Source organism: Curtobacterium sp. MCPF17_003 (assembly GCF_003224385.1).
Lineage (GTDB): Bacteria > Actinomycetota > Actinomycetes > Actinomycetales > Microbacteriaceae > Curtobacterium > Curtobacterium flaccumfaciens.
Genome location: NZ_QKLC01000014.1, coordinates 92,995 through 105,161, shown reverse-complemented (window position 1 = coordinate 105,161; position 12,167 = coordinate 92,995). Strand labels below are relative to the sequence as shown.

Sequence of the window (12,167 nt, the reverse complement as noted above, 5' to 3'; positions counted from 1 at the left end):
CGGCAGCGTCAGATGTGTATAAGAGACAGGGCGGGGGGACGACCGGACGACCGGACGACCGGACGACCGGACGAGCGGGACAGACCGGACGGACGGGCGGCGCGCCGCGGCGTTGCGTGAGTGAGCGCTCACGTGCCAGGATGTGAGCGCTCACTGGGGACGACGAGGTTCTGGAGGAACGCATGGGTGACGACCGCCGACAGCGGATCGTGGACGGCCGCACCACACTCGGGATCGAGCTCGGCTCCACCCGCATCAAGGCCTGCCTGGTGGACGAGGACCTCGTGCCCATCGCGGCCGGTTCCCACGAGTGGGAGAACGAGTACCTCGACGGTCGCTGGACCTACTCGCTCGGCGCCGTCGAGACCGGACTCCGCGCCGCGTACGCCGCCCTGGTGGCCGACGTCGAGGCGCAGTACGGAGTCACCCCGACCACGTACCGCGCCGTGGGGGTGAGCGCGATGATGCACGGCTACCTGGCGTTCGACGCCGCCGGCGAGCTGCTCGTGCCGTTCCGCACCTGGCGCAACACCTCCACGGGCCCCGCGGCCGAACGGCTCAGCGAGGCGCTCGGCTTCAACATCCCGCTGCGGTGGTCGATCGCGCACCTGTACCAGGCGGTCCTCGACGACGAGCCGCACGTGGCCGGGATCGCCGGTGTCACGACGCTGGCCGGCTACGTGCACCGCCGCCTGACCGGGCGGAACGTCCTGGGCGTCGGTGACGCGAGCGGCATGTTCCCGATCGAGGGCGGCCCCGTCGACAGCGGCCCCGGCGACCCCGGCGCGAAGGACTTCGACCACGCCATGCTCGCCACCGCGCAGGACCTGATCGGCGTGCCGGACCTGCGGTCCCTGCTGCCCGAGGTCCTCGTCGCCGGAGCCGAAGCCGGCGAGTTGACCCCCGAGGGCGCGGCCTGGCTCGACCCGACCGGCACACTCGAACCCGGCGCACCGCTCTGCCCGCCCGAGGGCGACGCCGGAACCGGCATGGTCGCGACGAACGCCGTCGCCCCGCGCACCGGCAACGTCAGCGTCGGCACGAGCATCTTCGCGATGGTCGTGCTCGAGCAGCCGCTGACCACCGCGCACGAGGAACTCGACGTCGTCACCACCCCGGCCGGCGACGCCGTGGCGATGGTGCACTGCAACAACGGCGCGAGCGAGATCGCGAGCTGGGCCCGGGTGTTCGGACGCTTCGCCGAGGCCTCGAGCGAGCGGACCGGCGCGACGCCGATCGGCATCGACGACGTCTACGCCACCCTGCTCGCCGAGGCCGTCGCCGACGACACCGACCCCGACGCCGGCGGCCTGCTCTCCTTCAACTACCTGGCCGGCGAACCCGTCACCCACGTCGAGGACGGTCGGCCCCTGCTGCTCCGCACCCCCGGCGCACGTTTCACGCTCGGCAACCTGGTGCGCTCCGAGGTGCACGGCGCCTTCGCGACCCTGGCCATCGGCATGGACGTCCTGCACGGCGAACAGGTGCAGGTGGACCGGATGACCGCGCACGGCGGGCTCTTCCGCACGCCCGGCAGCCCGCAGCGGCTCCTCGCGGCGGCGTTGCGCGTGCCGATCGCGCTCGAGGAGACCGCGGGCGAAGGCGGCGCGTGGGGGATCGCCGTGCTCGCCGCCTACCTCGAGCACACCGACCAGCAGCTCGCCGACTACCTGTCCGACACCGTGTTCGGCGGGGACGCCGTGCACGTTGCCGAACCCGAGCAGGCGGACGTCGCCGGGTTCCAGACGTACCTGGAGCGCTACCGGGCCGCACTGCCCGTGCAGGACGTCGCCGCGGCGGCGACCCGCCCCGGCGCGACCACAGGACCGACCGAGCAGACCGACGGCGCCGACCCGCGCCTCCAGACAGAGGAAGTGACCCGATGACGGACGCGATCGACGAGACCACACGCCAGGCGGTGGCGACGACGCGGGAGCGCGTCGCGCGCCTGCACGGCGAACTCGTCCGCTACGGCCTCGTGATCTGGACCGGCGGCAACGTCTCCGAGCGCGTGCCAGGGACGGACCTGTTCGTCATCAAGCCGAGCGGGGTGTCGAGCGACGACCTGACGCCGGAGAACCAGGTCGTCTGCACCCTCGACGGCGTGCCGGCCGAAGGCTGGGGCAACGAGCACGGCCCGTCCAGCGACACCGCCGCGCACGCCTACGTGTACCGGAACATGCCCGAGGTCGGCGGCGTCGTGCACACCCACTCGACCTACGCGACCGCCTGGGCCGCCCGCGCCGAGGCGATCCCCTGCGTGATCACGGCGATGGCTGACGAGTTCGGCGGACCCATCCCGGTCGGCCCGTTCGCGATCATCGGCGACGACTCGATCGGCCACGGCATCGTCGACACCCTGAGCGGCCACCGCAGCCGTGCGGTCCTGATGCAGAACCACGGCGTCTTCACGATCGGCAAGGACGCGAAGGACGCCGTCAAGGCGGCCGTGATGTGCGAGGACGTGGCACGGACCGTCCACATCTCGCGGCAGCTCGGCGACGCGGTGCCGATCCCCGAAGCCGACATCGATCGACTCTTCGATCGCTACCAGAACGTCTACGGACAGAACCCCGAAGGAGCCATGCGATGACGCAGGACACCACCGTCGACCCCCAGGCCACGCTCGACAGCTACGAGGTCTGGTTCCTCACCGGCTCCCAGGGACTCTACGGCGAGGAGACCCTGCGCCAGGTCGAGGAGCAGAGCAAGGCGGTCCACGCGGAACTCGCCGGGCACCTGCCGGTGAAGCTCGTCTGGAAGCCCGTGCTCAAGGACGCCGACGGCATCCGCCGGGCGCTCATCGAGGCGAGCGCCGACGACAAGGTCATCGGCGTCACCACGTGGATGCACACGTTCAGCCCGGCCAAGATGTGGATCGGCGGCCTGCAGGCGCTGACCAAGCCGCTGTTGCACCTGCACACGCAGGCGAACGTCACGCTGCCCTGGGCGGACATCGACTTCGACTTCATGAACCTCAACCAGGCCGCGCACGGCGACCGTGAGTTCGGCTACGCCCTGGCCCGCCTCGGCGTCCGGCACGCCACGGCCGTCGGCCACGTCTCGGACCCCCGCGTCCAGCAGCGCGTCGCGAACTGGACCCGTGCCGCCGCCGGTGCCGCCGCTGTCCGCGAGCTGAAGCTCACCCGCTTCGGCGACAACATGCGCTACGTCGCCGTCACCGAGGGCGACAAGACCGAGGCCGAGATCGAGCTCGGCGTGCAGGTCAACACGTGGGCCGTCAACGAGCTCGCGGCAGCGGTGGAGGCCGCAGAAGCGGACACGGCAGCGGTCGACGCGCTCGTGGCCACGTACGAGCGCGACTACGACGTGGACCCGTCACTCCGCAGCGCCGGCGGCGAACGGCACGCCGCGCTCCGCGACGGTGCCGCGATCGAGATCGGCCTCCGGACGCTCCTGCAGCAGAACGGCAGCGCCGCGTTCACCACGAACTTCGAGGACCTCGGCTCGCTCAAGCAGCTGCCGGGCCTGGCGGTGCAGCGCCTCATGGCCGACGGCTACGGCTTCGGTGCCGAGGGCGACTGGAAGACGGCGGTCCTGGTCCGCGCGATGAACGTCGCCGGTGCCGGCCTGCCCGGTGGTGCCTCCCTGATGGAGGACTACACCTACGACCTCACCCCGGGTGCCGAGAAGATCCTCGGGGCGCACATGCTCGAGGTCTCGCCGACGCTCACCGCCACGAAGCCGACGCTCGAGATCCACCCCCTCGGCATCGGTGGCAAGGACGACCCGGTCCGCCTGGTCTTCACCGCCGACTCCGGCGAGGCCGTCGTCGTCGCGCTGTCCGACACCCGCGACGGTTTCCGCCTCACCGCCAACGTCGTCGACGTCGTGCCCCCGACCGAGGCCCTGCCGAAGCTGCCCGTCGGCCGCGCGGTCTGGGAGCCCCGGCCGTCGTTCCCCGTCGCCGCCGAGGCCTGGCTCACCGCCGGCGCCGCCCACCACACCGTGATGACGACGGCGGTCGGCCTGCAGGTCGTCGAGGACTTCGCGACCATGGTCGGCACCGAGTTCCTGGTCATCGACGAGCACACCACCGCACGCGGGTTCCGCGACGAGCTGCGTCTCCAGCAGACGTGGCACCGTCTCGACCGCGGCTTCTGAGGAGTCAGGACACCACGATGAGCGACGTGATCGCGGCCGAGCGCACCCGCACCAACTGGGCGGGCAACGTCACCTACCGCGCCTCGGCGCTGGCCCGGCCGACGTCGGTGGACGAGCTCCAGCAGCTCGTCGCCTCGACGCCGCGCCTGACGGCGCTCGGCTCGCGACACTCGTTCAACACCATCGCCGACACCGATGCCGTCCAGGTGTCGCTGTCGGACCTGCCGCCCGTGCTCGACATCGACACGTCGCGTCGCGTCGTACGGGTCGCTGCCGGCATGACGCACAGCCAGGTCGCGGCCGGTCTGGAGGCCCGTGGCTGGGCCCTCGGGAACCTCGCGTCCCTGCCGCACATCTCCACGGCCGGGGCCGTCGCCACGGGAACGCACGGCTCCGGCGTGCGGAACCCGTCGCTCGCGCAGGCGGTCGTCGGCCTCGACGTCGTCCGCGCCTCCGGTGAGCTCGCGCACGTCGACGCCTCGTCGCCGGACGGGCTGCTCGACGCCCACCGGGTGGGGATCGGCGCGCTCGGCGTCGTCACCGCGGTGGAGCTCGCGATCGAGCCGACGTTCCAGGTCGCCACGACGGTGCACCTCGACCTGCCGTGGGACGCCGTCGCCGAGCAGTTCGACCAGGTGATGTGCGACGCGTACTCGGTGTCGATGTTCACGTCGTTCGACGACCGCGGCGCCCGGCAGGTCTGGGTCAAGCACCGCGTCGACGAGGCCGCACCGACGGTCGACCTCGTCGCCCTGGGGGCCCGAGCGGCCTCGGGTCCGGTGCACCCGGGCGAGAACGACCCCGCCGGCGTCACCGAACAGGGCGGCGTGCCGGGGCCGTGGTCCGAGCGGCTGCCGCACTTCCGGTCCTCGTTCACCCCGTCGACCGGGGCCGAGATCCAGGCGGAGTACCTGATCCCTGCGGCGTCTGCCGTTGCGGCCCTCGAGTCGCTCCGACCGCTGGCGTCGCTGTTCGCCCCGATCCTCATCGCCGCCGAGGTCCGCACCATCGCGGCCGACACCGCCTGGCTCGCGCCGTCGTCCGGACGGCAGTCGGTCGGCCTGCACTTCACGTTCCGTCGCGACCCCGCCGCCGTGGCCGTGGCGGTGGCCCGGATCGAGGACGTCCTGGCACCGTTCGACCCGCGGCCGCACTGGGGCAAGGTCTCCGCCGCGAGTGCCGAGCGGCTGCACGAGGCGTACCCGCGGCTGTCCGACTTCGCCGCGCTCGCCCGCGACCTCGACCCCACGGGGCGGTTCCGCAACGCGTTCCTGGCGCGCATCCTGTCCTGACGCGATGGACAGGTGCCCCGCACCACCGGCTGCGATGCGGGGCGCCCGGGTCCTGAGTCCTTGCGGGACAGGTCGATCAGGAGCCTGACCACGGTCACGAGCAAGCTCGCGACACGTGGATGTGTGCTCGAATGCAGGGCGGTTCTCACAGGGGATCCCCATCGGATGCCCTGGCGAACCCCCGGCTCGGTGCCGGTCGCTCACATGTGAGGACGTAAAGGTCGGGGCATGGCGAACCTCAACCGCATCCTCGGCATGGCCTCCAAGGCCATCGACAAGCAGCTCCAGAAGCGTGGGCAGGGGGGAACGGCACCCGGCGGAGCGCAGCAGGATGGGACCGACTGGCGCGGCATCGTGCGCAGCGCCGCGGACAAGCTGACCGGCGACGACCGGAACCAGCAGCAGCCGCAGCCGCAGCAGTACGGCCAGCCGCAGCAGTACGGCCAGCCGCAGCCGCAGCAGTACGGCCAGTCGCAGCAGTACGGCCAGCCGCAGCCGGCGCAGTACGGCCAGCCGCAGCAGAACGCTGGCACGCCGCAGCACGGGGCCGACGCCGACAAGGTCGCCCTGGCGAAGTACGACTACCTGCTCCGCACCTCGTCGCCGGAGCAGCTCGAACAGGTCCACCACGACGCCTTCGCGCGGCTCACCCCCGCGCAGCGCCAGCAGGTCCGCGACCGCCTCAACTCCGAGCTCCCGCCCCACGAGCACCTGCGCGACGACTCGGCGGGCGGCATGGCCCGTGCGATGACCCGCGGTGAGATGTCGCGTCCGGGTCTGGTCCGACGGGTCCTCGGCGGTTCCGGCGGCTCGGGTCGGTCGGGTCCCGGCCGGGGCCGTGGCGGCGCCTTCGCCGGTGGTGCAGCGGTCGGCGCCGGCGCGATGGCGTTCGGTGGCCTCGCCGCCGCGGTGGCCGGGGGAGCGGTGCTGAGCGCCGCCGCCGGGCCGGTCCTGGCAGGGGCCGCCGACCTCGGCGTGGACTTCGAGGGCATCGCCTCGGGCATGGGCGACCTCGGACTCGGTGACCTCGGTGGTGGCGTCGAGGGGCTCGTCGGTCAGGGCGAGCAGCTCCTCGGCGGGTTCGGCGAGCAGGCCGCGGGCTTCGGTGAGCAGGCGTCCGGTCTCGGTGAGCAGGCATCGAACCTCGGCAACGACTTCCTCGGTGGGCTCTTCGACCGCTGACGCACCGCTGTGCGAACGCATCGGGAATAGCGGGACGGCGTGCGGCGCTTGCAATGTTTCGTCGTGCGTCGTCCGAGGCGCGCGAGATTCGGACGGGCCACCGTCGCGGTGTCAGGATGGACGCCGCCCGGCGGGTGAACCGTTCCGCCGTCGCAGCGACCGCCACCGCGATCGCGACCCCCTTCCCCGAGGAGCAGCACCGTCATGAGACGCCCCAACCGCCTGACGATCACCGCGGCCGTCGCCGCAGCAGCAGCCCTGGTCCTGACCGGTTGCTCGGGTGGGGGTTCGTCCGACGACGGCGCCGAGGGCACGGCGAAGGGCGGCACGCTCAACATCCTGACGCCGCAGACCTCGTTCCACCTCGACCCCGCGACCAGCCAGAGCCTCGGCATCACGTCGCTGGGCCTCGTCGCCCGACGGCTCACCACGTGGGACGTCGAGCCGGGCAAGACGGCGAAGGTCGTCCCCGACCTGGCGACCAACACCGGGGTCTCGAGCGACGACGGCAAGACCTGGACCTACACGCTGAAGGACGGCGTCGAGTTCCAGGACGGCACGCCGATCACGACGAAGGACATCAAGTGGGGCATCGAGCGCTCGTTCGCGCCGACGCTGAGCGGTGGCCTGAGCTACCACAAGTCGCTCCTGGTGGGCGGTGCCGACTACAAGGGTCCGTTCGACGGCGAGTCGCTCGACAGCATCGAGACCCCGGACGACAAGACCATCGTCTTCAAGCTGAACGACGCGTACGGCGACTGGCCGTGGCTCGCGTCGATGCCGGCCTTCACGCCGGTGCCCGAGGGTGACGGCAAGGACACCGGCGCCTACGACCTGAAGCCGGTCGCGTCCGGTCCGTACCAGGTGCAGTCGAACACGCAGGGCTCGCAGGTCACGCTCGTCCGCAACGAGAACTGGAGTGCGAAGACCGACGAGGTCCGCACCGCCGGCCCGTCGAAGATCGTCTTCAAGGAGAGCCAGGACCAGTCCACGGCGACGCAGACGCTGATCGCGGACAACGGGGACGCCAAGAACTCGTTCGGCGCCATCTACCTGGGTGCCGCCGAGCTCAACCAGGTGCGCAGCAACCCGGCAGCCCAGGAGCGCCTGGCCACGTCGAAGGCCGGCCCGATCAGCTACATGGCGATCAACACGCAGCGCGGTGAGCTCAAGGACCTCAAGGTCCGCCAGGCGCTGCAGTACGCGGTCGACCGCAAGTCCTTCCGGATCGCCGCCGGCGGCGCGATCGCCGGTTCGTACGCCTCGACGCTCATCACCCCGGGAATCGCCGGTCGCCAGGACTACGACCTGTACGAGACGAAGGCCACCGGCGACGTCGACAAGGCGAAGCAGCTGCTCAAGGAGGCCGGCGTCACGGGCCTGAAGCTGACCCTCGTGACGCAGAACGACCCGACCTACCTCGCCCAGGCCCAGGCGCTGCAGTCCGGCCTGAAGCGCGCTGGCATCGCCGTGACGCTCAAGCCGCTCGACTACGACTCCTTCACCCAGGCGACCACCAACGGCACCGACTTCGACCTGTCGCTGTCGAGCTGGCAGCCGGACTTCCCGAGCGCGAACGCCAATTTGCAGCCCCTCTACGACTCGTCGCAGATCGGCGGCGGTGGCTACAACGTCTCGAAGTACAGCAACCCCGAGGTGGACGCCCTCATCGCGAAGGCGAGCTCCACGGTCGACCAGGACGACGCGCAGAAGCTCTGGGCCCAGGCGGACCAGAAGATCATGGCCGACGCCCCGGTCGTGCCGTTGATCTACGCGAAGCAGTCCTTCCTCGCCGGTTCGAACGTGCAGAACTTCCAGATCGCGGACTTCCCCGCGTACCCGAACTACCTCAAGGTCTCGCTCGAGCAGTGACCGAACCGATCCTGCAGGTCGAGGGGCTCCGCGTCGCGTTCGGCGACGCGGAGCCCGTCGTCCGTGACGTCGCCTTCGACCTGACGCCCGGCCGGGTCCTCGCCCTGGTGGGGGAGTCCGGTTCGGGCAAGTCCGTCAGCGCCATGAGCGTGCTCGGGCTCCTGCCGCCGCAGGCCTCGGTGTCGGGCAGTGCCCGGTTCCGTGGCGAGGAACTCATCGGTGCCGCCGTCGAGACGGTCCGCGCTGTCCGGGGTGCGGGCATCGGCGTGGTGTTCCAGGAGCCGATGAACTCCTTCACGCCGGTCCTCTCGATCGGCACGCAGATCGCCGAGGCCGTCCGGGCACACCCGACCGGGCTCGACCGCGCCGGGGTCCGGGCACGCGTCGACGAACTGCTCCGTGACGCCGGCCTCACCGACCCGGAGCGCATCCGGAAGGCCTACCCGCACGAACTGTCCGGCGGCCAGCTCCAGCGCGCGATGATCGCGATGGCACTGGCCGGCGACCCGGTCGCACTCTTCGCCGACGAGCCCACGACCGCGCTCGACGTCACCGTGCAGGCCGGCATCCTCGACCTGCTGCGGCGGCTCGGCCGCGAGCGTTCCCTCGCCGTGCTGCTCATCACCCACGACATGGGCGTGGTCGCGGACGTCGCGGACGACCTGCTGGTGCTGCGCCGCGGCGACCCGGTCGAGCACGGCACCGTCGCCGAGGTCTTCGCCCACCCGACCGCCGACTACACGCGCGAGCTCCTGGCGGCCGTCCCCAGCCTGGAGGCGCGCCCCGCCTCCGACGAGCCGCTCGCGTCGACCGAGAATCGGCCTGCCGGACAGGATGCGGCCTCCGAAGGCCGCGATCTGTCCGCAGCGGCGAGTCTCGGACGGGCGCAGGCCGGCCCCGCAGCGGCGAGCCGCGCCTCCCGGCCGCCCGTGGCGCGCCTGCGCGACGTCGCCGTGCGGTACTCGCGCCGGGGCGGACCGACCGTGTCCGGCATCGACCTCGACCTGCACGCCGGCGAGACCGTGGGCCTGGTGGGCGAATCCGGTTCCGGCAAGTCCACGATCGGGCGTGCGCTCGCGGGGCTGGTGCCCGTCGTCGCCGGCTCGGTCGAGGTGGACGGCAGCGACCTGCGCACCGCTCGCGGACGACGACTGCGCGAGCTGCGCAGTCGGGTCGGCATCGTGTTCCAGGACCCGGCGTCGTCGCTCAACCCGCGACAGACCATCGGCTGGAGCATCGCGGAACCGCTGCTCGTGCACGGTACCGACTCCGCCGCCGACCGCGCCGAGCGGGTCCGAACGCTGCTGACCGCCGTCCAGCTCGACCCGACGTGGGCGGAGCGGTTCCCGCACCAGCTGTCGGGCGGACAGCGGCAGCGCGTCGCCGTCGCACGTGCGCTCGCACTGCGGCCGGCACTCCTCATCGCCGACGAACCGACCTCGGCACTCGACGTGACGGTGCAGGCCGCCGTGCTCGACCTGCTCGCCGGGCTGCAGCGGGAGTTCGGCTTCGGCATGCTGCTCATCAGTCACGACCTCGCCGTCGTCCGCCAGCTCGCCGACCAGGTGATCGTGCTGCGCGACGGCCGGGTCGTCGAGCGGGGGAGCACCGACGCCGTGCTCGACGACCCGCAACAGGACTACACGCGCATGCTCCTCGCCGCAGCACCCGTCGCCGATCCCGTGCGACAGGCCGCTCGCCGCGAGGCGTGGCGCGCGTGGGAAGGAGTGGCCTCGTGACGGCCAACGTCGTCGACCGACCGGTCGCACCGTCCGGCCGCACGACCGGCTTCCGGGCCGTGGTGCGACGCGTCCGGCAGGACCGCTGGGCGGTGGCCTCGGCCGTCGTCATCGCGGTGTTCCTGGTGGTCGCCGTGGCGGCCCCGCTCATCGCGAAGGCGTCCGGGCAGGACCCGTACTCGTACGACATCGACGCGCTCAACTCGTTCGGTGCACCCCGGGGCGCCGGCGGCGGCATCAGCGGCGAGCACTGGTTCGGCGTCGAGCCACTGACCGGGCGTAACCTGTTCTCGATCGTCACGTACGGTGCGCGGACCTCGCTCGGCATCGGACTCGCCGCGACCCTGGTGTCGATCGTCATCGGCGTGCTCGTCGGCGTCACGACCGGGTTCTTCGGTGGCTGGTACGACCGGGTGCTCTCGCGGGTCGTCGACGTGATCTTCGGGTTCCCGTCGCTCGTGTTCATGATCGCCCTCACCGCGATCGTGCCGTCGACGTTCCCGAAGCCCGTGCTCGTCGTGCTCGTCATCGGGTTCTTCGGCTGGCCGGCCGTGGCCCGTGTCGTGCGGGGGCAGACGCTGTCGCTCGTCAGCCGCAACTACGTCGTCGCCTCCACCGCGATGGGCGCCGGGCGCTGGCACGTCATCCGCACGCAGCTGCTGCCGAACCTCGCCGCGACGATCACCGTCTACGCCACCATCTCGATCCCGTCGATGATCGGCGCCGAGGCCGCGCTCTCGTTCCTGGCCGTCGGCGTCAACCCGCCGACGCCGTCGTGGGGTCGCAGCATCGGCGACGCCATCGGCTGGGTGCAGACCGATCCCATGTACCTCGTGTTCCCCGGAGCCGCACTGTTCCTCATCACCCTCGCCTTCAACGTGCTCGGTGACGCTCTGCGCGACGCCCTCGACCCGCGAGGGGGCACCGCGTGAACGCCGCCACCCTGCGGTTCCTCGCGATCCGCGTGCTCGGGGCCGCCGTCGTGCTGCTCGTCGTCGCGGCCATCACGTACGCGCTCTTCATGCTCCTGCCGACCAACCCGGCTCGGGCGATCTGCGACAAGCCCTGCACCCCCGACCGGTTGCGTGAGGTGCAGGCGTTCCTCGGTACCGACAAGCCCTGGCTCGCACAGTTCGGCGCCTACCTCGGCGGCATCTTCGCCGGCCGGACCTTCGGCAGTGGCAACAGCGTCATCGAGTGCGCGGCGCCGTGCTTCGGGTACTCGTTCCAGCTGCACGAGAGCGTCACCGAGCTGATCCTGGCGCGCCTGCCCGTCACCGCCTCGATCGCCGTCGGCGCCGCCGTGCTGTGGCTCGTCGCCGGGGTCTCCGGCGGCACCGTCTCGGCGCTGCGCCGCGGCACCTTCGTCGACCGGGCCGTCATGACGGTCGCGGTCGCCGGCGTCTCGTCCCCGGCGTACCTGGTCGGGTTGCTCGGCATCCTGCTGTTCGGCTTCGTGCTCGGGATCCTGCCGACCAGCGGGTACGTGGCCTTCAGCGACGACCCGGTCGGCTGGTTCACCCACCTGATCCTGCCGTGGTGCGTGCTCGCCTTCATCAGCGCTGCGATCTACGCCCGGTTGACCCGTGGTGAGATGCTCGAGTCGATGTCGCAGGACTTCGTGCGGACCGCCCGGGCCAAGGGGCTGCGGGAGCGCCAGGTCGTCGTGCGGCACGGCCTCCGGACGGCGATCCTGCCCGTGGTGACGCTGTTCGGGCTCGACCTCGGGTCGCTGCTCGGCGGTGCGGTCATCACCGAGAAGGTGTTCTCGATGCAGGGCCTCGGTGCACTGCTCATCGACGCGGTGCACACCCTCGACCTGCAGGTGGTCGTCGGCTTCACGGTGTTCTCGGCGCTGCTGATCGTCACGGCGAACGTCATCGTCGACGTGGTCTACGCGTTCGTCGACCCGCGGGTGCGACGCCGGGCGTAGAGCCGCCTCCGCTCGCGCCCCACC

The 12,167-nt window shown here is 71.6% G+C and carries 9 protein-coding genes; all 9 read left to right on the top strand.

What is annotated here, in order from left to right:
* Positions 1 to 182 precede the first annotated feature (182 nt).
* The 9 genes from DEJ30_RS14070 (at position 183) to DEJ30_RS14030 (ending at position 12,143) form a co-directional block, all read left to right on the top strand.
* Positions 183 to 1,886: a xylulokinase gene (locus DEJ30_RS14070; protein ID WP_110862340.1), complete on the top strand. Its 1,704-nt coding sequence runs from the start codon at positions 183 to 185 to the stop codon at positions 1,884 to 1,886.
* The gene (locus DEJ30_RS14065; protein ID WP_110862339.1) at positions 1,883 to 2,593 is read left to right on the top strand and encodes an L-ribulose-5-phosphate 4-epimerase; all 711 of its coding nucleotides are present in this window, start codon (positions 1,883 to 1,885) and stop codon (positions 2,591 to 2,593) included. The genes DEJ30_RS14070 and DEJ30_RS14065 overlap by 4 nt, the downstream gene beginning before the upstream one ends.
* Positions 2,590 to 4,125: an L-arabinose isomerase gene (araA, locus tag DEJ30_RS14060; RefSeq protein ID WP_110862338.1), complete on the top strand. Its 1,536-nt coding sequence runs from the start codon at positions 2,590 to 2,592 to the stop codon at positions 4,123 to 4,125. Before DEJ30_RS14065 ends, araA begins: the two co-directional genes overlap by 4 nt.
* 17 nt (positions 4,126 to 4,142) lie before the next feature.
* The gene (locus DEJ30_RS14055) at positions 4,143 to 5,417 is read left to right on the top strand and encodes an FAD-binding protein (RefSeq protein WP_110862337.1); all 1,275 of its coding nucleotides are present in this window, start codon (positions 4,143 to 4,145) and stop codon (positions 5,415 to 5,417) included.
* Between the two features lie 228 nt (positions 5,418 to 5,645).
* A complete protein-coding gene (locus DEJ30_RS14050) occupies positions 5,646 to 6,599 on the top strand; it encodes a cation-transporting ATPase (RefSeq protein WP_110862336.1) in 954 nt (317 codons plus the stop codon).
* Positions 6,600 to 6,803: 204 nt separating this feature from the next.
* On the top strand, positions 6,804 to 8,471 hold the full coding sequence (locus tag DEJ30_RS14045; RefSeq protein ID WP_110862335.1) for an ABC transporter substrate-binding protein: 1,668 nt from the start codon (positions 6,804 to 6,806) through the stop codon (positions 8,469 to 8,471).
* Positions 8,468 to 10,210 (top strand): ABC transporter ATP-binding protein, encoded by a 1,743-nt coding sequence (locus DEJ30_RS14040; protein WP_110862334.1) that lies wholly within the window; start codon positions 8,468 to 8,470, stop codon positions 10,208 to 10,210. The genes DEJ30_RS14045 and DEJ30_RS14040 overlap by 4 nt, the downstream gene beginning before the upstream one ends.
* Positions 10,207 to 11,142 carry an ABC transporter permease gene (locus tag DEJ30_RS14035; RefSeq protein ID WP_110862333.1) on the top strand — a complete coding sequence of 312 codons (936 nt, stop codon included), beginning with the start codon at positions 10,207 to 10,209 and terminating at the stop codon, positions 11,140 to 11,142. The genes DEJ30_RS14040 and DEJ30_RS14035 overlap by 4 nt, the downstream gene beginning before the upstream one ends.
* A complete protein-coding gene (locus tag DEJ30_RS14030) occupies positions 11,139 to 12,143 on the top strand; it encodes an ABC transporter permease (RefSeq protein WP_110862332.1) in 1,005 nt (334 codons plus the stop codon). The genes DEJ30_RS14035 and DEJ30_RS14030 overlap by 4 nt, the downstream gene beginning before the upstream one ends.
* Positions 12,144 to 12,167: the final 24 nt, after the last annotated feature.